The 24053-nt window shown below is 49.6% G+C and carries 20 protein-coding genes; 16 read left to right on the top strand and 4 right to left on the bottom strand.

Annotation, left to right across the window (positions count from 1 at the left end):
• Positions 1-125: 125 nt before the first annotated feature.
• The 11 genes from PJK55_RS13205 to clpB all read left to right on the top strand — a co-directional run bounded on the left by PJK55_RS13205 (position 126) and on the right by clpB (position 15588).
• Complete coding sequence (locus PJK55_RS13205; protein ID WP_271306096.1) at positions 126-1868, top strand: adenine deaminase C-terminal domain-containing protein; 1743 nt, start codon at positions 126-128, stop codon at positions 1866-1868.
• Between the two features lie 67 nt (positions 1869-1935).
• Positions 1936-2241: a YerC/YecD family TrpR-related protein gene (locus PJK55_RS13200; protein WP_026826878.1), complete on the top strand. Its 306-nt coding sequence runs from the start codon at positions 1936-1938 to the stop codon at positions 2239-2241.
• Positions 2242-2276: 35 nt separating this feature from the next.
• The gene (locus PJK55_RS13195; RefSeq protein ID WP_271306095.1) at positions 2277-3659 is read left to right on the top strand and encodes a TrkH family potassium uptake protein; all 1383 of its coding nucleotides are present in this window, start codon (positions 2277-2279) and stop codon (positions 3657-3659) included.
• 12 nt (positions 3660-3671) lie between these two features.
• Positions 3672-3905, top strand: coding sequence for a hypothetical protein (locus PJK55_RS13190; RefSeq protein ID WP_271306094.1), 234 nt, complete (start codon positions 3672-3674; stop codon positions 3903-3905).
• A gap of 88 nt (positions 3906-3993) precedes the next feature.
• Positions 3994-4674, top strand: a complete 681-nt coding sequence (locus PJK55_RS13185; RefSeq protein WP_271306093.1) for a heptaprenylglyceryl phosphate synthase — start codon at positions 3994-3996, stop codon at positions 4672-4674.
• Positions 4675-4712: 38 nt separating this feature from the next.
• Positions 4713-6929, top strand: coding sequence for a DNA helicase PcrA (pcrA, locus tag PJK55_RS13180; RefSeq protein ID WP_271306092.1), 2217 nt, complete (start codon positions 4713-4715; stop codon positions 6927-6929).
• A 9-nt stretch (positions 6930-6938) separates the two neighbouring features.
• A complete protein-coding gene (gene ligA, locus PJK55_RS13175) occupies positions 6939-8933 on the top strand; it encodes an NAD-dependent DNA ligase LigA (RefSeq protein WP_271306091.1) in 1995 nt (664 codons plus the stop codon).
• A gap of 252 nt (positions 8934-9185) precedes the next feature.
• Positions 9186-10661, top strand: a complete 1476-nt coding sequence (locus PJK55_RS13170) for an LPXTG cell wall anchor domain-containing protein (RefSeq protein ID WP_271306090.1) — start codon at positions 9186-9188, stop codon at positions 10659-10661.
• 133 nt (positions 10662-10794) lie between these two features.
• Positions 10795-11967 carry a CamS family sex pheromone protein gene (locus tag PJK55_RS13165; RefSeq protein ID WP_271306089.1) on the top strand — a complete coding sequence of 391 codons (1173 nt, stop codon included), beginning with the start codon at positions 10795-10797 and terminating at the stop codon, positions 11965-11967.
• Positions 11968-12107: 140 nt separating this feature from the next.
• Positions 12108-12977 carry a DnaJ C-terminal domain-containing protein gene (locus tag PJK55_RS13160; RefSeq protein WP_224863407.1) on the top strand — a complete coding sequence of 290 codons (870 nt, stop codon included), beginning with the start codon at positions 12108-12110 and terminating at the stop codon, positions 12975-12977.
• A 19-nt stretch (positions 12978-12996) separates the two neighbouring features.
• Positions 12997-15588: an ATP-dependent chaperone ClpB gene (gene clpB / locus PJK55_RS13155; RefSeq protein ID WP_214876648.1), complete on the top strand. Its 2592-nt coding sequence runs from the start codon at positions 12997-12999 to the stop codon at positions 15586-15588.
• 31 nt (positions 15589-15619) lie between these two features.
• Here clpB and PJK55_RS13150 read toward each other — a convergent pair whose 3' ends face one another.
• The 3 genes from PJK55_RS13150 to hemG all read right to left on the bottom strand — a co-directional run bounded on the left by PJK55_RS13150 (position 15620) and on the right by hemG (position 18438).
• The gene (locus PJK55_RS13150) at positions 15620-15922 is read right to left on the bottom strand and encodes a hypothetical protein (protein ID WP_271306088.1); all 303 of its coding nucleotides are present in this window, start codon (positions 15920-15922) and stop codon (positions 15620-15622) included.
• Positions 15923-15994: 72 nt separating this feature from the next.
• Positions 15995-17077, bottom strand: a complete 1083-nt coding sequence (locus PJK55_RS13145; protein WP_271306087.1) for a TIGR04053 family radical SAM/SPASM domain-containing protein — start codon at positions 17075-17077, stop codon at positions 15995-15997.
• The gene (gene hemG, locus PJK55_RS13140) at positions 17074-18438 is read right to left on the bottom strand and encodes a protoporphyrinogen oxidase (RefSeq protein WP_271306086.1); all 1365 of its coding nucleotides are present in this window, start codon (positions 18436-18438) and stop codon (positions 17074-17076) included. The genes PJK55_RS13145 and hemG overlap by 4 nt, the downstream gene beginning before the upstream one ends.
• A 115-nt stretch (positions 18439-18553) precedes the next feature.
• Here hemG and PJK55_RS13135 point away from each other — a divergent pair, with 115 nt between their 5' ends.
• Positions 18554-18718: a hypothetical protein gene (locus PJK55_RS13135; protein WP_214696761.1), complete on the top strand. Its 165-nt coding sequence runs from the start codon at positions 18554-18556 to the stop codon at positions 18716-18718.
• 48 nt (positions 18719-18766) lie between these two features.
• Positions 18767-19708, top strand: a complete 942-nt coding sequence (gene glsA, locus PJK55_RS13130; RefSeq protein WP_271306085.1) for a glutaminase A — start codon at positions 18767-18769, stop codon at positions 19706-19708.
• Here glsA and PJK55_RS13125 read toward each other — a convergent pair.
• Positions 19705-20478 (bottom strand): CHAD domain-containing protein, encoded by a 774-nt coding sequence (locus tag PJK55_RS13125; RefSeq protein ID WP_271306084.1) that lies wholly within the window; start codon positions 20476-20478, stop codon positions 19705-19707. The two genes, glsA and PJK55_RS13125, sit on opposite strands and share 4 nt — an antisense overlap.
• Before the next feature lie 39 nt (positions 20479-20517).
• Here PJK55_RS13125 and PJK55_RS13120 point away from each other — a divergent pair, with 39 nt between their 5' ends.
• The 3 genes from PJK55_RS13120 to nagB all read left to right on the top strand — a co-directional run bounded on the left by PJK55_RS13120 (position 20518) and on the right by nagB (position 23906).
• Positions 20518-21879 (top strand): MATE family efflux transporter, encoded by a 1362-nt coding sequence (locus tag PJK55_RS13120; RefSeq protein ID WP_271306083.1) that lies wholly within the window; start codon positions 20518-20520, stop codon positions 21877-21879.
• 117 nt (positions 21880-21996) lie between these two features.
• On the top strand, positions 21997-23145 hold the full coding sequence (nagA, locus tag PJK55_RS13115; protein WP_271306082.1) for an N-acetylglucosamine-6-phosphate deacetylase: 1149 nt from the start codon (positions 21997-21999) through the stop codon (positions 23143-23145).
• Entirely contained in the window at positions 23142-23906 is a 765-nt protein-coding gene (nagB, locus tag PJK55_RS13110) for a glucosamine-6-phosphate deaminase (RefSeq protein ID WP_214747440.1), read from the top strand. The genes nagA and nagB overlap by 4 nt, the downstream gene beginning before the upstream one ends.
• The last annotated feature ends 147 nt before the right edge of the window (positions 23907-24053 follow it).

The raw sequence follows: 24053 nt of genomic DNA, 5'->3' as shown, positions 1-24053 counted from the left end.
TTGTTACAATAGGGAACATAACTTGCGACCCTTTCAGAGAAAAGGTAAACTTGAAACAGGGAAAGAAAACGCTTTCAAAACTATTTCTTAATAGCATTGAAAGGGAAAAGGGAGGATTGGGTTCGATGCCAACAAAAAGAACGGCGCGGGCACCGTGGTCGAAAGTGATGATTCGCTCGCAACTTGAGGTCGTAGATCGAGTAAGACCACCTTCGCTCGTTTTACAGAACGCGACGTATTTAAACGTATATGTGAAACAGTGGAAAACGGCGAACATTTGGATTGAGGGAGACCGAATTGTCTATGTCGGTCCAGATCTACCAGAATCGGCGGTCGAAACGGTTGATGTGTCAGGGAAATATATTGTGCCTGGTTATATCGAGCCACACGCTCATCCATTTCAGTTGTACAATCCGGCGACGTTGTCTAAGTATGCAGGAGAGCGCGGGACGACGACGCTCGTCAACGACAACATGCTCCTTTTTTTACAAGAAAAAGAGCAAGCGTTTGCGCAGCTTGAAGCGATTCAACAGTTGCCGACGAGCACGTATTGGTGGGCACGACTCGACACGCAGACCGAGCTCGACCGAGAGAGTGTTGCCGTCGATTCAGAACGAATTCACGAATGGTTCAATCATCCGGACGTCGTGATGGCGGGTGAACTGACAGCATGGCCGCGTGCTCTTAAAGGCGATGATGAGATGCTCCAGTGGATGCTTGACGCAGAGACATGCGGTCTACCGGTCGAAGGGCACTTTCCAGGTGCCTCACCAAAGACATTGACTAAAATGGCGTTGATGGGTGTACACAGCGACCATGAGGCGATGACAGCGGAAGAGGCGCTCAACCGACTCGAATTAGGCTACACGACGACGCTTCGTCATTCCTCGATTCGACCAGACTTACCGGGGATGATTCGTGATCTGCTCTCGAACGGGTTAACCGCGTTCGATCATCTCATGGTAACGACGGACGGTTCGACCCCTGGCTTTTATGAGGACGGGATGCAGGACGCTCTCGTTCGTATCTTAATAGAAGAAGGGTTACCGGCAATCGAAGCGTATCGCATCGTGTCGCACAACGTGGCGCGTCATTTCGATCTCGATCATATTCTCGGTTCGATTGCGCCAGGACGCATCGCACACCTGAATATTCTTGACTCAATCGAAGAACCACGCCCTTCGGCAGTCATCGCGAAAGGACAATGGATTTTCCGAGATGGTGTGTCCTTGTTCCCGAACGAATTGGTGGAAGCGGTACTCGATAAAATGCCGTCGACTGACGTCTCGATTGAATTGACACCACAAGACTTGTCATTCAGCATGCCCGTCGGTCTCGACATGGTCAACTCGGTCATCATGAAACTGTTTAAAATCAAGCACGATACAGGGCAGGACGAATTGCCACGGGATGAGGACGAGTCGTTTTTGATGTTGCTTGATAAGGAAGGGAAATGGCGACTAAACACGGTACTGAAAGGATTTGCGAAAGATTTTGGCGGTCTGGTCAGTTCGTATTCGATCAGTGGAGACTATTTGATTTTAGGAAAATGTAAACAGGATATGTTACTAGCGTTCGAGCGGATGAATGAACTCGGAGGAGGCATCGTCCTTGTCGACAGAGGAGAAATCGTTGCCGAGATCCCATTACCGCTCTGTGGCATGACGTCGACAGAGCCGCTTGAGACGCTCATCGGTCAAGAGAAACAACTGCGTAACGAGCTTGTGGCACGAGGGTATCAGTTCGAAGATCCGATTTACACGTTACTGTTTTTAGCATCCACACACTTGCCGTACGTTCGGGCGACTCCACTCGGAATTTATGAAGTGATGAAAAAACAAGTACTATTTCCTGCGATTTTGCGATGAATAGTTGAGTCCGAGCCGCCCCTGCTTTAGAATGATAAAGAAGTATGAGTAGAGAGGATGCTTGCGGATGCAACTCGATAAATTACGAGGTCGAGAGCTTGATCAATTGTTTGAGGCAATTTTGAAGCTCGATACACTCGAAGACTGTTATCAATTATTCGAAGATTTAGCGACTGTCAATGAGATTCAGGCACTTGCACAACGACTAGAAGTGGCACGTCAAATACGTGAAGGCAATACGTATCATAAAATTGAGGACGCAACAGGTGCCTCAACGGCTACGATTTCTCGTGTGAAACGTTGCTTGAACTATGGGACAGGCGGATATGATCTCGCTCTTGAACGTCTACAACAAACAAAAGGTGACTCGTAAGAGTCATCTTGTTTTTGATGGAGGGGAGGGGCGAGATGCAACAAAAATTCATGAAGCGGAACTTACAATTGTTCTTTCGAAACTTAACACCAGTCCAAACACTCGTGTTGATCTATAGTGCGGCAGCCGTTTTATCCGTGTTGCTCCTCGCCTTACCGATCGCCCACAAACCGGGTGTGATGATTACGTTTACGGACCTCGTCTTCTTTGCGGTGAGCTGTGTCAGTGTCACCGGCCTCACACCGATTGTGGTCACTGATACATTTTCAACGTTTGGTTTGTTTATCATCTTGTTTATCGTTCAGGTGAGCGGTGTCGGGTTGATCAGTTTGCATGTCATCATGTGGATTTTGCTTGGAAAGCGGATTGGATTTCGGGAACGACAACTGATTTTACGTGACCAAAACCAGACATCGATGTCAGGGATTGTCAAATACATCACAGAAATCGTCATCACGGTTATCGCGATTGAGGCGGTTGGTGCCGTCTTGCTCGGTATCCATTACTTAAATTATTTTGATACCGCCGGGGAAGCGTTCCTGCAAGGGTTATTCGGGTCGGTCAGTGCGACGACGAACGCCGGATTCGATATTACCGGTAGCTCGCTCGCACCATTCCGAGAAGATCCATTTGTCATCTTCACGCAAATCGCGCTCATGACAGGTGGTGCCATCGGATTCCCGGTTCTTGTGGAGATTCGGACTTATTTGGTGAGTCGCATCACACGGAAACGTCATACGTTCCCGAGTCGATTTTCTTTGTTCACGAAGTTGACGGTCTCAACATTCTTTATTTTGATTGCTGTCGGAACAGTCGGCTTATTCATTTTTGAGTACAACAATGCCTTCAAAGATTTGCCGCTTTGGCTGTCACTCTCGGATTCATTGTTCCAATCCGTGACGACACGTAACGGTGGACTATCGACAGTCGATGTCAACTTGTTCTCGGAAGCGAGCATGCTGCTCTTATCGATCCTCATGTTCATTGGAGCTTCCCCATCGTCTGTCGGTGGGGGGATTCGGACGACGACGTTTGCCGTGGCTGTTCTTGGTGTCGTCGCGTTCATCCGTGGAGATTCATCGATTAAAATTTTTGGTCGTGAAATTGTTCTCGAGGATATTTGGAAAGCGTTCGTCATCATTACCGTATCGCTCGCCGTCTTATTATCTGGGGTCATGGTCATGGCTTACTTCGAAGATGCCTCATTGACACGAATCTTATTTGAGGCCTGTTCCGCGTTCGGGACGACCGGGCTATCTGTCGGTCTCTCTTCTGAATTCAGTAATGTCGGAAAATGGGTGCTGACGATTCTCATGTTCATCGGTCGAATCGGGGTCATCGCCTTTATTCTCATCTTGCAACGGAGACAACCGAAGCGGATGTATAACTATCCGAAAGAATCAATCATCTTAGGATAAGGAGATTGTCATATGAAAGCCTTTTGGATTAATTTTGGATATGTCTTTATCGTTCCTGTCTTACCGTTCATCGCGGTCATCAATGGAACAGCGCTCTGTTCGCCAGACTCGCCATTACTTGATATACCAGTGCTCGGATTCTTTTTAGCGAATCCGCTCTGGTTTATCCCGGTGTATGGATTATTCGCACTGCTTGTTGCGAAATGGTTGACGGAACGGGAACGGAATCGTACGGCACGTTCGTGACTTGCTTCGGCAAGTCTTTTTTATTGGAGAGATGCACGTCATGTAAAAAATCGATACACTAGAGTAGGATTCGATGGGAGGGGAAGAATTGAAATTTCAGTCATGGCGGCACGTGTTTAAACTAGATCCGAATAAATATCTCGACGAGGATGCGCTCCAGGCGCTTATCCACTCCGGCACTGATGCCTTTCTGATAGGCGGAACGGATGGTGTCGATGCAGAGAATACATTTTCTCTTTTCGCGAGAGTCCGGGATGCCGGATTACCGGTCGCGCTTGAAATCAGTCAACCTAGCCAGGTCATTGATGGATTCGATCACTATTTTGTACCGACCGTGCTGAACGCCGGAACGCCGGAATGGATTGTGGGACACCATGCACGCGCATTTGAACGTTACGGACACTTCTTTGATTCCCGTCATATCACGGCACAAGGCTACCTCGTCTTAAATCCAGACGCGAAAGTGGCGCACGTGACGGAGTCAACATGCGACTTATCGTTAGAACAAGCCGTGGCGTATGCCGAAGTCGGGCATCATTTGTTCCGTCTCCCTTCCCTCTATATTGAATATAGTGGACGACTCGGCAATGTCGACGTCGTGAAAGAAATTCGATTGGCGCTACCGGACGCGCACCTCTTTTATGGGGGTGGCATCGATGGGGCAGAGTCGGCTCGGTTGATGGGATCGTACGCCGATACGATTGTCGTCGGCAATATCATTTATGAAGACTTAGCGGGAGCACTTGCGACTGTGCAAGCACTCCGATAAAATAAGAACAAACGTTTGGAACAAGGAAGGAAACGATTATGTATAATCTTAGCGAAGAATTAGTCAAAGGTATGAACCCGGAACAAGCAGAAGCGGTCAAACATACGGATGGTCCTTTGTTGATCATGGCGGGTGCGGGGTCTGGTAAAACGCGTGTCTTGACGCACCGCGTTGCCTATTTGATGGCGGCGAAGCAAGTGGCACCGTGGAACATTTTAGCGATCACATTCACGAATAAGGCGGCACGGGAGATGAAAGACCGGATTGCACGCCTCGTCGGTGGGGTCGCCGAAGACATTTGGATTTCCACGTTCCACTCGATGTGTGTCCGTATTTTACGACGCGATATCGATCGTATCCGATACGACCGGAGCTTTTCGATTTTAGATGCCTCGGACCAATTGACGGCCATCAAGCAAGTGTTGAAAGAGTTGAATCTCGACCCGAAAAAGTATGAACCGCGTACACTTCTCGGGATGATCTCGAACCATAAGAACGAACTGCGAACGGCAAAGGACGCAGCAGCCCTTGTCGGCAACAATCCATATGAACGAATCATCTCTGACGTCTACACGGCATACGAGAAAAAATTGAAACAAAATAACGTGCTCGACTTTGATGATTTGATCATGAAGACGATTCACTTATTCCAAGAAGCGCCGGACGTGTTGGCATTCTATCAAAAGAAATTCAAATACATTCACGTTGATGAGTATCAAGATACGAACCGTGCCCAGTACACGCTCGTCAAACTTCTAGCGCAGGCACATGAGAATCTATGTGTCGTCGGGGACTCGGACCAGTCGATTTATCGTTGGCGCGGTGCCGATATCGCCAATATCTTGACGTTCGAGAAAGACTACCCGAGCGCGCACGTCATCTTGCTCGAACAAAACTATCGCTCGACGAAGCGGATTTTAGAAGCGGCGAACGGCGTGATCAAGAACAACGCTTCCCGTAAAGATAAAAACTTATGGACTGAAAATGCTGAAGGGGAGAAGCTGTTGCTTCACGTCGCATCCGATGACCGTGACGAGGCATTCTTCATCATGAACCAGATGAAGGAACTGAAGATGGAAGGGATGGACTACGGTCAAATGGCGGTCCTTTACCGGACGAACGCCCAGTCACGTGGTCTCGAGGAAATGCTCCTCAAATCGAACATCCCGTATAAGATGGTCGGCGGGACAAAGTTCTATGAGCGAAAAGAGATCAAGGACGTTTTGGCGTACTTGCGCTTGATTGCGAACCCAGACGAGGACATCTCATTCGTTCGTGTCGTCAATGAGCCGAAGCGAGGCATCGGTGCCGCGACGATTGATAAATTAGGCGACTTTGCGGACATGCAGGGCGTCTCGCTCATGGATGCGATTCGTGACATCGAACTGTCGGGGATTGCGCCACGTACGGCGACGAAACTTACAGATTTCCGTCAGATGATGATGGATTTGCGACAAATGGCAGACTATCTCTCGATTTCAGAACTCGTCGAAGAAGTATTGAAGAAGACAGGGTATGAGGAAATGCTCAAAATCGAGAAGACACTCGAAGCAGAAAGTCGACTCGAGAACTTGCAGGAATTCCTGTCGGTCGCTCAAAACTTTGAAAAAGAAAGTGATGAACAGACGCTCGTCGCTTTCCTTACTGATTTGACGCTCGTATCTGATCTAGATTCGCTTGATGAAGTCGACGAGTCGCATCAAGTCACATTGATGACGTTGCACTCGGCCAAAGGTCTCGAATTCCCGGTCGTTTTCTTGATCGGAATGGAAGAAGGTCTCTTCCCGCATAGCCGAGCGTTGAACGATGAGGAAGAGATGGAAGAAGAACGTCGTCTCGCATACGTCGGGATCACACGTGCCGAGAAGCGTCTGTATTTGACGCGTGCCCAGTCACGGATGTTGTACGGTCGTTTCCAAAACAACCCGGAATCAAGGTTCTTGCACGAATTACCGGAAACGTTGTTGGAGCGGTCCGGCAAAGCGAGAAAGCCGATGCCATGGAACCCTGTCGAGTCACCAGGGAAGTTGCCGGTGAACGGCTTCAGCTCGAAACCGAAGCCGAAGCTTGCGCAATCATCTGGTGCCGAAACAGTCGGCTGGAACGTCGGCGACAAAGCGAATCATAAAAAATGGGGACAAGGCACGGTCGTGCAAACGCGTGGAGAAGGCGACCAACTCGAAGTGGATATCGCATTCCCAGAAGTCGGGATCAAGCGTCTATTGGCCAAGTTTGCCCCAATCGAAAAAGCGTGAGGTGAAGAGATGGAGATGGCAGAGCGTGTAGAGGAGCTACGCAAAACGTTAAATCAATATGGATATGAATATTATGTGCTTGACCGTCCGAGTGTACCGGACTCGGAGTACGACCGTTTGATGAACGAGTTGATTCAAATCGAAACAGACTATCCTGAACTTCGGACTCCGGACTCTCCGACGCAACGCGTCGGAGGCGCTCCGCTCGATGCGTTCGTCAAAGTAACGCATGACACACCGATGCTTTCACTCGGCAACGTCTTCTCGAAAGAGGGACTCGTGGAGTGGGTGGAGCGTATCGAGAAAGACCTTGGCTACACACCCACATTCGTGGCTGAACTTAAATTTGATGGGCTTGCCGTCTCTTTAAAATATGAGGACGGTCGTCTCGTACGTGGTGCGACACGTGGAGACGGTACGACGGGTGAAGATATCACCCAAAACTTGAAAACGATTCGCGCCATCCCCCTTCGTCTACAGGAGGACGTGACGTTTGAAGTACGGGGCGAGGCATATATGCCGAAGCGTTCATTCGAACAGCTGAATGACGAACGGGAGCGAGTCGGTGAACCATTGTTCGCTAACCCGAGAAACGCAGCGGCGGGGTCACTTCGACAACTCGACTCCAAAATTGCCGCATCGAGAAACTTGGCATTTTTCGCCTACGGTTTAGTGTCGCAAGACGATCTCGTCGCCTCACACGATGAGTCACTCGATTATTTGAAGCGACTCGGCGTCGCTGTAAGTGGAGACTATACGACGTGCAAGACGGCAGATGAACTATGGGACTATATCGAGACGTATGTGACGAAGCGCAGTGAACTCCCATACGAAATCGACGGAATCGTCATTAAAGTGGCTGGATACGAAGAACAAGAACAACTCGGCTTTACAGCGAAAAGTCCGCGCTGGGCTGTCGCGTATAAGTTCCCGGCAGAAGAAGTCGTGACGACAATCGAGGACGTCGACTTCAGTGTCGGTCGCACCGGAAAAGTCACACCGCGGGCGCGATTTGCCCCAGTTTCTGTGGCAGGGTCTACCGTGACGTATGCGACGCTTCACAATGAAGATTTTATAAAAGAAAAAGACCTTCATATCGGTGACCGCGTCGTGATTAAAAAAGCAGGGGATGTCATCCCGGCGGTCGTCTCAGCGCTCGCGAGTGAACGCAGCGGGGAAGAACGGGCAATCGAGTTCCCGACCCATTGCCCAACGTGCGGTTCTGAATTGATTCGATTAGAAGGCGAGGCCGATCATCGCTGTGTCAATCCCGAGTGTCCGGCCCAACTGCTCGAAGGTCTGATTCATTTCGTCTCACGTCAAGCGATGAACATCGACGGACTCGGTGAGAAGGTCATCACGCAACTCCATGAAGCGGGACTCGTCCATAACGTGGCCGACTTGTATCGCCTGAATCGAGACGATTTACTCGGACTCGAGCGTATGGGCGAGACGTCGGTGACGAACTTGCTTTCGGCGATTGAACAATCGAAGCAAAATTCGCTCGAACGCGTGCTCTTCGCCCTAGGTATCCGCCTTGTCGGGCAAAAAGCCGCCTCCTTGATCGCGGAGCGTTTTGAGACGATGGAAGCCATCATCGAGGCGACGGTGGAAGAGTTGACGTCAATCGATGGCATCGGCACGAAGATGGCCGAGTCGATCGTTCTTTACTTCGAAAAACCAGAAGCACGTGAACTCGTCAAAGAACTTTCGGAATCGGGTGTGAATCTTTCCTTCAAAGGAACGAAACGACCAACAACGGAAGGAGCACCGCTCTCTGGTAAAACGGTCGTATTGACTGGGAAATTACATGAGATGACCCGCGGTGAGGCCGGGAGACAACTTGAACTCCTCGGTGCGAGTGTGACGGGGAGTGTGAGTAAAAATACAGACTTACTCGTGGCCGGTGAAAAGGCTGGTTCAAAACTGACGAAAGCCGAATCGTTAGGCATCGAAGTTTGGGATGAGGCGAAACTTCTCGATTTTTTAAATGAACACGCATAAGACGTTTCGCTTCGGCGAACGTCTTTTTTCACGTTCGTTTTGTAAAATTTTATGAGATTGAACAGGTTCGCACAAGCGTTCGAAGGGTATAGAGTAACTAAATCAAAATGCTAATATATTTTTGCGGGAGAACCCTTTGACACCATGACTTTCACACACACATCCCTCTCATTCCTCTACGTGGTGAAATTTGTCATCGGGCCAACATCGATGCGTATGCTTATTGCTCACCTTAGAGGAGGGATTGACATCATGACACACAACATCCAACGCTTCCTTGCGCTATTCACCATCCTCATGCTCCTATCCACACTGATGCCCACCAATCTCGCACATGCAGATACGACCACGTTCCGATATATTCAACTGAACCTGACGGACGAAGAAGTCGAAACATTATATGAAGCAAGTCTCGTTTACGAAGACATCACATATTATGGGGTACGTGAATCTGCTGACATTTGGCGCTTTATGATTGATGCAGAAACGGTCGATGATTCGTTGATTGACCTCGTGACACTTTACAACGCTGAAGGCGTTCCGTACACGTTTGTCCCACATACCATCACGGAAGCGCATCCCGTCGAAGTGGAGGAACCACCTGTTATGACTGAACCAGATGAACCAGAAGAGGTAACACCCCCAGTGGAAACAGAACCAGAGCCGGTCGTGGAAGAACCGATGACTGAACCGATGTTGCCGGTGCTCGCTTTAGAAGCACAGAACATCGCCGGGGTCGACAAGGCCGTTGTCGGAGGAGAAATATCGTATACGTTCATTGTAGAAAATACAGGAGACACGCCGATGACGGTGACAGAACTTTCTCATGAGTATGTGAGCGGAGACATCGATCATCAATCAATCGAATCGTCCAATCAACGCGTATTTGATCGTTTGCATGAATTAATAGGAGAAGACGGTCTCTTGCCGGGGGAACGGGTGGAAGTGACAGCAATCTTGCCCGTTCCGTCTGATTATTCAATCCACACACACCCTGAGATCGGCAGTCTGTTTCGTGTGACGGGAGTGGACGAATATGACCGTGTCGTCACAGCAGAAAGTCAACAAATCGTGCTCTTGCAACAACCTGATTTTACAGTGTCAGGAACGAGCGAATTGGCGACCGTTCAGCCTGGGGAACCTGTCCGATACACCTATACAGTGACGAACACCTCTAACGTCACCTTGTTCTTGTCTGATGTGACACTCACATGGCCGAGCGGCGCCTTGACATATGAGGAACAACAGATGGCAAATGAACGATTCATGAAGCAGGTTCAATCGATTCCTCCATTCCTCAACGGATTTGGACCGGAAGAAGTCGTCACGTTTTCATTTGAACTCCCGCTTCTCCCGTCCTACGACGTCCGAGCTGGAGCGGAATTGGTTCAACAGGCAACATTTACGCTCTATGTGAACGAAGGGGTGACCGTCACTCGCTCTGTCGATGTGCCGGTTGCAGTAAAACAACCTGTTCCGATCAAAGAGGACGAGCCGAAACACGTTCCTGAGAAAGAAGCGAAAATCGAAACACCAGTCGTGAAGGTTGTCGTGAAAGAGCGAGAGGCTCCCCCGGTGCAACTCGAAGATGAAGTCGACACGTATTCGCAAGATGTGCTCCCGATGACAGGAGAGACGAACGAAACGTGGCATGCGATGCTTGGACTCCTCTTGTTTGCATCTGGACTCCTCTTGATGATTCGTCGGAAGCACCTATCTACCAAATAACGATTGTGTATCCCTCCTTGTCTAATTCAGGAGGGATTTCTTCTGATTCCGCTTCGATACTTTTTTCGTGGAACGATTTTGTTATAATGAACAAAGTGAAATAGGAAACGATGTTCAAAGGAGCTAGACATAGATGAAATGGAAACAACTCGTCATCCCGGCAATCGCCTCTGCGCTTTTGTTAAGCGGATGTTCAATGAAAATCCCGATGGGTGAAGAAGAAGCGACACCAACCGGCGAAGAAACAGCAGCAGAAGGTGTCACACAAACGATTGAAGCACGTGACTCTTATTATCAAATGGTCATTCCGTTCAAAGCGGCAGCAGCGCGAGGACTTGCCCAGCGCCAAGTGAGCTCGTCGTTAGAGCTGGAGGAGGTCGAACTCGGTCTCATGCGCCACTCGACAGACGCGTTTGACCCAGACAAATTCGCCTATCAGGAGGGACAGCTTTTAAATGCGGAAGATGTCTCTACTTTACTTGGACGTAAAGGCGGGAGTGACGAAGGATTAACGCCATTAAACCCGGCGTATGCGGACGGGAAGGCAGAAGTTGAAGACGACAAGTTTGTCGATGCGAACAAGAAATCACCTCTTTATTTGGCCTCAATCGTAGAACAGAACTATATGACGAAAGCGGATAGCGGATATCAGCTTGGCGGTGTGTCGTTCGCACTCATTTTGAATCGTGAGTATGTCTTCCAGGCACCGAACTACGGACCGACCTACACGGTGAAACTCGACCAGAAGAAAGTGATCGCAGAAGGTGAACGAATGGCGAACGAACTTGTCGCCCAGTTACGGAAGCGAGAAGATTTTAAAGATTTGGATATAAACGTCGCACTCTATATGAAGTCGACCCAAGGTTCACCGACTCCGGGGAACTATATCAAATCAGCCTTTGTCGGAACGGATGATCAGGTCGCAACCGGTGACTGGAAAGCCATCGATGAGAAGTACTACTACTTCCCATCTGCGACAGCAACGAATGATGTCCGTGAGGACGCTCAGAAATTTACGCTGTTCAGTGACCGAATTGCCGACCTCTTCCCAGACTATAGCGGGATGATCGGAAAAGGCTTTTATCAAAACGGTGACTTGTCACGACTTGAAATCGATATCCCGATCCAATTCTATAGTCGCGCTGAGCTCGTCGGATTTACACAACACGTGGTCGGCTTGCTCGAAAATCGCTGGGAATATAGCCGGAACGTGCCGGTTCGCATCAACGTGACGTCACTTGGCGGAGACCCTGAAGTGACGATTGTGTTTGAGGACGGCATGGATAGCCCGAAAGTATACTTCTAATCGAGAAGAGGTTCGTTTTTTGAAACGAATCTCTTCTTTTTTTCGTATGAAAAGTGAAAGGATTATCTTTGACCTTATTTGACCAATTGAGTAGAATAGAGTTAACAGAAACGGGAAAGGGATAGGTGAGGTGAATCCATATGGCTAAAAACTATTACGACGAGCTCGGTGTCTCAAAAGGAGCAACCGAACAAGAGATTAAACGTGCATACCGTAAATTGGCGAAACAGTACCATCCGGACGTCAATAAAGACCCTGGCGCACAAGATCGATTCAAGTCGGTCCAGGAAGCGTTTGACGTATTGAGCGACCCAGAGAAAAAGGCGAATTATGATCGATACGGTAGCCCGGATGGACCGTCGTTCGGACAAGGATTCGGTGGCGGTGGAGAGACTTACGGGGAAGGCTCGTCACAATTCGAAGATCTATTCCGACAATTCGGAGGCGGATCGCGTACGACCTCGCGGACTTTCGGATTTGAAGATATGTTCGGAAGCTTCTTTGACCAAGCAGTCGAGGAAGATTTGGATGAGACTGTTCGTGTCAACATCCCGCTCAGTCAATTGACGAAAGAGTCAAAAGTGAGCCTTCGCCTTCAGACTGGCACGGTGAACGTCAAGATTCCACAAGGTGCCTATGAAGGTCAAAAGTTGCGGTTAAAAGGAAAAGGAAGTCGCGTCGGACAATCGGGGAACCGAGGAGATGTATACGTCGAGCTTCATTTTGCGGATGACGATACGTATCGTCGTGAAGGAGAGCATATCGTGACAGTGAAACGATTGCGTCCGCTTGACTTTTTAGACGGAGCGAGCGTCATCATTGCCACGCTCGACGGAGGACGGGTGAAGTTGAAAGTGAAACCGGGAAGCCGTCCAGGACAACGGATGCGGATTCCGGGTCGTGGTGTCATGACCGGTTCGAAGGTACGGTCGGACTTATTCGTCCAACTCGAGGTCGACCTGCCTCTTGATGAGACGTACCGTTCTGTTTATGAGCAAATCGAACGTTAATGGATAAGGAGGAATCGTGATGGACTTTAATCGTTTTACAGATAAAGCACATGAATGCATTGTCAGTTCACAGGCGTTAGCGAAACAATATCATCATAGTGAAATCAATGAGTGGCACGTCTTGGCGTCCATGATTTCACAGACGGACGGGATCGCACCGTTGCTGTTTCAAAAAATGGAAATCAACGTGTCTGAGATTGAAGGCGAAGTCGCGCTTTCTTTAAGAAATGCACCAAAACTTCAAAACCCGACGACACCGATGATTTCGGCTTCTTTGCTGAACGTTCTAACGACGGCGGAGCGGGAAGCGACAGGGATGAACGATGAATACGTATCGGTCGAACATATCTTACTCGGCATCTTGTTGAACAGTAGTCAGGCACAGGCGATGCTCGAGCGAAAAGGGGTCACAGAAGACCGACTCCGTGAGGCGCTCGTCGCCGTACGAGGCAATCGTCGGATCACGTCGAAGTCGCCTGAAGCGACGTATGATGTCTTGACGAAATACGGACGAGACCTCATTCAAGAAGTGAAGACCGGGAAAATCGATCCGGTCATCGGACGCGATAGCGAGATTCGTCGCGTCATCCGGATTTTGAGTCGGAAAACGAAAAACAACCCGGTCCTCATCGGGGAACCAGGTGTCGGGAAGACGGCGATCGTCGAGGGACTCGCTCAACGAATCGTCCGGGGTGACGTACCGGAGAGCTTGAAAGACAAAACGATCTTCAGCCTCGATATGAGCTCGCTTGTCGCCGGTGCGAAATACCGTGGTGAGTTTGAGGAACGTCTTCAAGCGGTCTTATCTGAAGTGAAAGAGGCGGAAGGTACAATCATCCTCTTCATCGATGAATTGCATACGATTGTCGGAGCAGGAAAGTCGGAAGGGTCGATGGATGCCGGGAACATGTTAAAACCGATGCTCGCCCGAGGTGAGCTGCACTGTATCGGTGCGACAACGCTGGATGAGTATCGCCAATATATCGAAAAAGACCCTGCTCTTGAGCGGCGTTTCCAACAAGTGCTCGTCGCTGAACCGGACGTCGAGGATACGGTCTCAATCTTGCGTGGCTTAAAAGAACGCTTCGAGATTCACCACGGGGTACGCATCCACGATAACGCCCTCGTCGCAGCGGCTGTCCTGTCAAATCGTTATATCACGGACCGCTTCATGCCGGACAAGGCGATTGATCTTGTCGACGAGTCGTGTGCGATGATTCGGACAGAGATGGAATCGATGCCGGCTGAACTCGATGAGTTGGTTCGTCGGGTCATGCAACTTGAAATCGAAGAGGCGGCGCTTAAAAAAGAGAGCGATGCAGCTTCCATGAAACGTCTCGAAGCACTCCAACAAGAATTGGCATCGCTCCGTGAACAGTCTGACTCGTTACGTCTTCGCTGGGAGAATGAGAAAGAGTCGACGCACCGCGTGCAGCAAATCCGTGGAGATCTCGAAAAGGTACGCCTCGAGTTACAAGAGGCAGAAAGTCGTTACGACTTGAACCGGGCCTCGGAACTGAAATATGGACGAATCCCAGAGCTCGAGCGAGAACTAGAAGAAGCGGAACAGTTGGCGAGTTCGGTGACACGCGAACTCGTGCGGGAAGAAGTGACGGAAGAAGAAATCGCCGAGGTCGTCTCGAAATGGACCGGCATCCCGGTGACGAAACTGACAGAAGGAGAGCGGGATAAACTGCTTAACTTAGAAGCGGTCTTACACAAGCGTGTCTTCGGTCAAGATGACGCGATTCGTTTAGTCAGTGATGCGGTCATTCGTGCTCGCGCCGGAATCAAAGATCCGAACCGTCCAATCGGTTCCTTCCTCTTCCTTGGGCCGACTGGGGTCGGGAAAACGGAACTCGGGAAGGCGCTCGCAGAAGCGATGTTTGATTCGGAAGACCATATCGTTCGACTCGATATGAGTGAATATATGGAGAAACATGCCGTATCACGACTTGTCGGTGCACCTCCTGGCTATATCGGGTATGAGGAAGGGGGCCAGTTGACGGAAGCGGTTCGGCGTAACCCGTACTCGGTTCTTTTACTCGATGAGGTCGAGAAGGCACATCCGGACGTCTTCAACATCTTGTTGCAACTGCTCGATGATGGTCGATTGACCGATTCGCACGGGCGCATCGTCGATTTTAAAAATACAATCGTCATCATGACGTCGAACATCGGGGCAGACATTTTGCTCGAAGCAGCGAGAGACGGTGTGATTGATGAAGATGAGGAGCGCCAAGTACTCGAGAAGCTTCGCCGCCATTTCCGTCCTGAGTTCTTGAACCGGGTCGATGAAACGATTCTGTTCCATCCGCTCACGAAGGATCAAATCGGTCAAATCGTTGAGAAGGCGGTCGGACGAATGAGTGAACGACTCACGACGCGCTCGATTCATATCGAGATCACAGACGCAGCAAAAACGTTCGTCGCCGATGAAGCGTACGAACCTCAATTCGGTGCCCGTCCAATCAACCGTTACGTACAACGGACGATTGAGACGAAACTTGCCCGAAGCATCTTAGCCGGAGATGTCGAAGATGGTCAAACGGTCGTCATCGATGTCGAGAATGGAGAATTGACGTTACGTCCATCGACGGTCAATGCATAAGGAAAGAGGAATCCAAAATCGGATTCCTCTTTTATGTACGTTGATGGTTTCGTCGCAAAAGCAGAAAACTGACACCTATAAAAATGAGATAGAGCACCGTTCCGAAAAATAAGTTGAGTACCCACGGGATGGTTCCCATAAATGTGGCGCGTGTCGCTTCCTGAAACCAGAGCAGTAACCAAAAAAATAGGCCAAGACTCGTTGCGAGTAGTGTATAAAACCCCAACAAGCCTTGTTTCGTCCACCGCTTGATTCCAAATCCCAATAAAGTCGTAACGACAAAAATCGCACCTAGCCCGACATAAAATAATCCATCAATCGGTAATGACTGCACCTACATGACTCCCTTCTCACAATCAGATTCATATAGTCTCATCTTACACTGTGAGGGAATAAATGGGAATCTTTATTGTGAAACGAGAGGACGTTCTGGCTGATAGATGCAGTACGGCTCTGCCTCCTTATAATCACCAGTAACCGCATAGGCTCTGGCCCGCGAACCACCACAGAGATAACGATATTCGCAATACCCGCACTTTCCGTGATGACTATCCGGATCACGCAACGCCTTAAAGATCGGATGATGACGATAAATATCGGCGAGAGGTGTCGTTCTGACGTTCCCGCAAAGAATCGGTAAAAATCCAGAAGGTTGGACGTCACCTGTGTGCGAGATAAAGACAAACCCGTTCCCGTCATTCGTTCCGCGAGGTGCCTTCGCCAAATCATCATGGGGATGTCCAATTGGAGGGAGTCCCTCTGATTTTCGCCGTTGATTTTCTTGTCGTGCCACCCGTCGATAAAACTGGGCTTCCGTCGTCGAGATGATAAACGGTGCCGTCTCTTGTAACGAGAACGCCCACTTCAGCACCTCTTCATGTCGCTCGGGAGAGATGGGCTGTAACAGGGATCCTCGCCCGGTCGGCACAAGGAAAAAGAGCGTCCAGACCGATACGCCGAGGGACTCCACGAGTTTTGCCATCTCAGGTAAGCGATCGACGTTATATTCGGTCACCGTCGTGTTGATTTGAAACGACATGCCTTCTTCTCGGAAGTAGGAGATTCCTCGGATGGTACGGTCGAAACTACCGCGTGTTCCTCTAAAGTAATCGTGTGTCTGTGCATCCGGACCATCGATCGAAAACGCCCAACGCGACAACCCGGCAGCTTTTGCCCGTTTCACAGCGTCACGGGTAACGCGGGGTGTGGCAGAGGGTGTCATCGAGACACGCATCCCGAGAGATGAGGCGTACGCGGTCAATTCAAACAAATCTTCGCGCATGAGGGGGTCCCCACCTGTGAAGACGAGAATTGGATTGTCCATCGCGTGGATATCACGAATGAGTGCCTTCCCTTCTTCCGTGTCGAGTTCATTTTCGTATCGATGAAACTGTGCCTCGGCCCGGCAATGGACACAGGAGAGGGCGCAAGCACGTGTCACTTCCCAAATGACGATAAACGGGTTCTCGTTATAATCGATATGTTTCATACTGTCACCAACTGCTTCAATTTCAGGTTGTCGACCGCTTGTTTTGCAGAATCAACACAGTCTGGTAAGCCAACCCCATGGAGAATGGCGCCACACGCCTCGACTCCGTCCCACTTCGCGAGCGCTTTTTCAAAGGCGTGGACATCTTGTTTATGTCCGACCTCATATTGGGGCATCGTCTGAACATGGCGTTCGACTTTCGTGAAGAGTGGTGTCCCGACTTTTTGAATGCGACGGAGCTCGTGCAAGGCGAATGTCGCAATCGTATCATCCTCTTCGTGCAACAAGGATGAGACATAATCAGAACCAATGTACATCCGAATCAACGCTTTCCCTTCAGGTGCCATATGTGGCCACTTCTTATGCATCCAACTGCAGGCGGTCAAGGCGTTGCCTTCCGACTTGGCGATGACGTAACCTGTCCCGTCTAGCGCCTCGACCTCTGATTCGTCGAATGCGGCAAGAACGGTCATCGAGGATGTTCGCTTACGAGTCGACAAACGCTCGGCTTCCGGAAAACCGAGCAGCGGCCCGAGCATGTTTGGGGAAGTCGCAAGAATGATCCCGTCAAACTGCTCGACCGTTCCATCCGCCAATGTGATTTCATGCGGTCTTACGGACTTGACGATTGTCTTCAGGACGAGCCGGTCAATGGAAGGGCGGAGCGCTTCGACGAGTGCACCGAGTCCTTGATCGAGTGATAAAAACTTTCCGGTCTCTGACGGCTTCACCCCAGCCTGAGAAGGCGGTGTGAGTGCTTTCATCCCGAGAATCAGACTGCGAGTTTTTTGTTCAATCGTGATAAACTGAGGGAAAGTGGACTCGATGCTCATATCGTCGAGCGTTCCGTTATAAATCCCGGACAGAAGGGGCTCGATCATCGTGTCGACGACTTCTGATCCGAGTCTCGTCCGAAAGAAACGGTCGAGCGAGATGTCCTCTCCTTCATACACACGCGGAATGACAAGGTCGAGTCCGGCACGAAATTTCCCTCTCCACGTAAAGAGATCCGTTTTTACCATCGGCCAAAACTTGGTCGGAATACCCATGACCGAGCCGGCTGGCATCTGTCTCAGTTGTTGACGTACGTAAATGTAAGAGGTCCCGGTTTTAGAACGAACGAGTTGGTCCTCAAGACCGAGGTCGGTAATGAGAGACGTCAAGGTCGGCTTACGCGCCATATAACCGTCCGGGCCGGTCTCTAACGTAAATCCATCTCGATAGATGGTTTTGATTTTTCCGCCAAGACGGTCTTGTGCTTCGAACAGTGTGACATGTGCGCCGGCTTCTTTAGCATAATGCGCTGCGGCCAGCCCGGCGATGCCACCTCCGATAATTGCGATCTGATTCAATCGATTCACCCATTTCTTTAAAGTTCTTGTCGTATTAACGGTACCGAGAATATAGACGCAGACATAGGATAAGTGTCACGGAGTTCTAGACAAATTTGTCACGAATTCGAAAGGGGACGATGAAATGATGGCTTTCATCATTGTCGCGACGGTCATCGTGTCAGGTGTGGTTGGTTTTATTGTGACGATGAATCGGCATGGGGAAAAATTGGTCGGGGACGAAGAAAGTCCACCGATGATTTGGGCGGATGAAGAGTGGTATAAAGAAGATGGACCGCCAGACGGGTAATATGATAAGATGACCCGGTTGAAATTTGATGGAACATGAGGTGATCGAATGAATGTACTCGAACAACAGTTGAACCACTTGATTGATGAGTGTCGTCCGTATACGGCTCAGGGGAAAGTGGCGGACTACATCCCAGAACTGGCGCATGTGAAAAACGATTTACTCGGGGTGGCGATTTGTTTGCCGGACGGTACGTATATTCACGCTGGGGACGTTCATCACAAGTTTACGATTCAAAGTGTATCAAAGGCGCTGACGCTTTGTTATGTACTGATGGAATTTGGGGAAGACTATGTGTTTTCAAAAGTGGGGATGGAACCGACGGGTGATGCGTTCAACTCGATCGCGAAACTCGAGGAGACGGTCCCGTCAAAACCACTAAATCCGATGATTAATGCAGGAGCATTAGCGGTGACGAGTATGATTTTAGGGGAGACGGCTGACTTAAAGATTTATCAGTTCCGCCAATTTTTAGCGACCTTATTGAATCGACCCGTAGAGGAGATTACGTACGATGAAAAAGTCGCTCGCTCTGAATACGAGACGACCGACTTGAATCGCGCACTCCTCTATTTCATGCGTCATCATGGAATTGTAGAAGGAGACGTTGATGAGATTATCGACGTATATACGAAACAATGTGCCATTGAAATCGATTGTTTTGACTTGGCGCGAATCGGACGTGTCTTCGCAGGGAACGGGGACGACCCGGAGACAGGTGAAGAATTGATTCCGCGACGTGTCGTCCGAATCGTCAAAGCCATCATGACGACATGTGGCATGTACGATGCATCAGGTGAGTTCGCCGTCCGTGTCGGTCTTCCCGGCAAGAGCGGGGTGTCAGGTGCGATTTTAGCAGTTGGAAACCACGAACTGGATTTGAATAACGTCGGGTTTGGCATCTTCGGTCCGGCGCTTGATTCAAAAGGGAATTCGATCGCGGGGATGAAGTTGCTCGAACTATTGATTGAACGGTATACATCGCGTTAAATTGATAGCTGCTCCACGGATTCATCAAGTTCCTGCTGCAAGACTTCAATTTTTTTGTCGTATGAGGATTGCAGGTCGGTAGGAGGGGTGAAGGCCCGCCAACGCTTCAACAGTTGATCATGGTCATTCATCTCACCGAGTTCGGTTTGCATCTTTTTTAACGTACGGACGGTGTCGATTGATGCGTCCGACTCGTAGTTTAACAAATATTCATGTAAGTATCGCTCACGTTTCACGGCTAAGCGAACCTTATGGAGCGCTTCGATTTGTTCTTTTCCACTCGATTGTTCATGATAGATGCGAATTCGTTGTTTGCGTTCGCTTTTCGCCTTTTCTAACATTGGAGAGGCGTTCGTTTTTTTAAACGCACGAAACAACGGTCCGCCGATGAAACGACGAATTTGTTGGTCGAGTGAGGGAGTCATCTTTTCACTGACTCGTGTCGCGAGAATGGTCCGTTCGATGGCCCGTTGCTTTTCCATGGTTTGTAGAAAGGCTTCATCGAGCTCTGTTTTTACATCAAACTGTTCGATGAGGACATCGAGGTCACGTACATGACCGAGTGCCTCCATCAATTGTTTGAGTTGCCGGAACGTCGCGGGCTTCGTCTCAAAGATCTGCATGAACGTGATCAGCTTTCGTAAATGAACGCGGGCGCGATGAATGTCCTCGGAATTGTTGAACGAGAGGGCCTCGGTCACGTAATGGTTAAACGTGTTCCACGTTTCTAACAGCTCAAATTTAAGTTTTTCTGCATGCCGTTGATTCATGATATTGTTTCCTTTCTGAAAAAGAGATGAGGGTTGTCCATGTACCAAACACATTCATTAAACGAAAAAATCAAACTGTTCTTTACGATTTTCTTTCCAATCCTAGTCACGCAAGTGTCTTTTTATTTGATTAGCTTTTTTGATACCGTCATGTCCGGACGCGCAGGCGCCGTCGATTTAGCAGGTGTCGGTGTGGGCTCGAGTCTTTGGATGCCCGTTTATACCGGGCTAAGCGGCATCTTGTTGGCAGTAGCGCCGATTGTATCGCAAGCGCTCGGCGCACGGGACCGTCAACAGATTCAACGCACGCTATTCCAAGGAATTTATCTGGCCATTATGCTGAGCGTCATCACGTTAACGTTAGGATCTTTCCTCGTCCCGATGGCTATTGAAAGTATGGGGCTGAGTGCGGAAGGGAAACGGATTGCGACTCAATACTTACTTGCGCTTGGTTTCGGTGTCTTGCCGATGTTCTTGTTCAATGTGCTCCGCACGCTGATGGATGCCCTCGGCAAGACGAGGGTCTCGATGATCCTCATACTATTAGGGTTACCCATTAATGTCGGATTAAATTACATCTTCATTTTTGGAAAACTCGGTGTCCCGGCATATGGTGGTGTCGGAGCAGGGATTGCCTCGAGCATCACGTACTGGTTACTCTTTTTCATGGCTTTCTTCTTCGTCAGAAATGGCAAACCGTTCCGCGAATACAAGTTTTTACGGACGGGCGAGCGCATCGTCTGGCTCAGACAAAAAGAGTTGTTGCAACTCGGGACGCCAATCGGGCTAGCGATCTTCGCAGAGGTCAGCATCTTTGCGGCAGTTACGGTACTGCTCAGTTCATATGGTGACCAAATCGTCGCGGCACACCAAGCAGCCATTAACTTCGCTTCGTTCGTCTACATGCTTCCCCTGTCGGCATCGAGCGCGTTGACGATTGTCGTTGGCTATGAGCTGGGTGCGAAGCGACTACAGGACGCTGTCCGATATGCGAAAATCGGGATCTCGCTTTGTCTCGGTGTCTCTATTTTTTCTGGTGCATTCTTGTTTTGGCAAAACGAGCGGGTCGCAGCCATTTATACGAATGATCCAACGGTTGTGGACCTTGCGGCTCATTTCATGATTTTCGCAGTGTTCTTCCAATTGTCAGACGCTGTCGCCGCACCGATTCAAGGGATTTTACGAGGGTTCAAAGACGTCAACATTACGTTGGTCCTCTCTCTCGTCGCCTATTGGGTCATCGGCTTACCACTCGGTTATGTGTTGGCGGAGCATGCTGGATTTGGACCGGATGGCTACTGGATTGGATTGATTGCCGGACTAGCTGCCGGAGCGGTCTTGTTATTCCTCCGATTAGTGTGGATTGTCCGTCGCTTCGGTACGCTTCAATCGATGTCATGACACAAAGGTTGTTCACACTTGTGAACAATCTTTTATTTATCTAAAATTGGTCTATACAACTATACTTTTATTCGATATGATAACATGGAGGAAAACAAAAGAAGGAGTGGTGAAGCGATGGGGACATTGATCAATGCTCATATCGTGTCAGCGGAACAAACGTGGGAGCGTGGGTATATCAGATGGAGTGACCAATCGATTGAAGAAATCGGATCGATGGAACAATTTAAGCAACGAGACGAGACCGTCATCGATGTCTCGGGTGCGCTCGTCACGCCTGGCCTCATCGATGTTCATATACACGGGGGGTATGAAGTCGATACGATGGACGCGGACGAGTCACGGCTTCGTCAATTAAGTGAAGACATGCTTCAAGAGGGTGTCACGTCATTCTTTGCGACCACGATCACCCAGTCGAAAGAAGCGATTGAACGGGCGTTGACAGCAGTTCGGAACGTCATTGAATCAGACGATACGACCATCGTTGGGATTCATTTAGAGGGGCCATTCGTCAATGTGGAGATGGCGGGTGCACAACCAGCAGAACATATCATTGACCCAGATGCGGAACAATTTCGAAAATGGCAACAGCTTGCCGGTGGTCATATCCGACTCGTCACGTATGCACCAGAACGACCAGGAGCCCGAGCATTTGAAGCAGCCCTTCGTGAATCGGGTGCGATTGGTTCAGCGGGACACACGAGTGCGACGTTTGAAGAGAATAAGCAAGCGGGCGTCAAACATGGAACACACTTATATAACCAGATGCGTGGCTTGCATCATCGGGAACCGGGAACGGTCGGATATTGTCTCTTAGAGAAAGGGGTCATGGCCGAAATCATTCCAGACGGGATTCACAGTCGTCCGGAGATGGTCGATTTTGCTTACCGCTTAAAAGGAGCGGATGAACTCGTTGTCATCACGGATGCGATGCGGGCAAAAGGTCTGCCTGACGGACAGTATGAACTTGGGGGTCAACCCGTCATCGTAGAAGGAGGCGCTGCCCGTCTTGAAGCAGGGAATCTCGCCGGGAGTGTCTTGACGATGGATGCGGCGTTCCGAAATATTCAGGCGTATACGGGATGTACGGTGGAAGAGGCGGTCAAAATGACTTCGACGAATGCGGCAAAAGAATTCGGATTGATGACAAAAGGAGACATCAAATCGGGGTTTGATGCGGACCTTGTCGTTTGGGATGACAGTGCACATGTTCAAATGACAATCGTCAAAGGAAACATTGCATATGAACGGGAGGAACAACGATGAACGTATTAGTCGCAAAAACAGCGAATGACGCGGAACGTATCGCCTATTCGCTCATTAAAGAACGGATTTCAGGGAAGCATGACTTCGTACTCGGTCTCGCGACAGGCAGCACGCCGGTCGGGATGTATCAAATGTTTAAACAAGACGCGCTCGATTGTAGCCATGTGACGAGCGTCAATTTAGATGAATACATCGGTCTGTCACCAGAGCATCCACAAAGCTACAACCGCTTTATGAAAGATCGCTTGTTTGACGAAGTGCCGTTCAAACAAAGCCATCTTCCTCAAGGTGATGCGCCAGACCCTGAAGCGGAGGCGGCTCGCTACGAAGGACTCGTCCGGAAGCTTGGTGTCGACTTACAACTTCTCGGTATCGGGGAAAATGGTCACATCGCATTTAATGAACCGGGCACGGCGCTTGATGCGAAGACACATGTGACCGAACTCACCGAATCCACACGAGAGGCAAACCGTCGCTTTTTTGACCGATTGGAAGACGTGCCGACGCATGCGATCACAATGGGACTCGATACAATCATGAATGCGCGTGAGATCGTCCTTGTGGCGACAGGTGAGCGAAAGGCAGAGGCCGTACAACATATGATTGAAAGTGTACCGACGGTCGACTGGCCGGCGACGATCCTTCAAGCGCATCCAGGTGTGACGGTCGTACTCGACGAAGCGGCCGCATCGCGCTGTGCAGAAGCTCTTCAAGCACGAGGACAAGAAGCAGCAACACGATTTTTCACCATTCGGGCTTAATCAACCTGCGGAGACACCTCCGTGGGTTTTTCTGTTTTCAACTATGGGAAAATGTAAAGAAATGAATTTGTCATCAAAACGTTTTCGACAAATTTCACACTTTCCTCTATAATGAGTGAAGCTCATTACTTTGACTCGAAGGAGACC

The organism is Exiguobacterium sp. MMG028, assembly GCF_027947425.1.
In the GTDB taxonomy this organism is placed as follows: Bacteria; Bacillota; Bacilli; order Exiguobacteriales; family Exiguobacteriaceae; genus Exiguobacterium; species Exiguobacterium aestuarii_A.
This window is presented reverse-complemented; position numbering and strand designations above follow the sequence as displayed.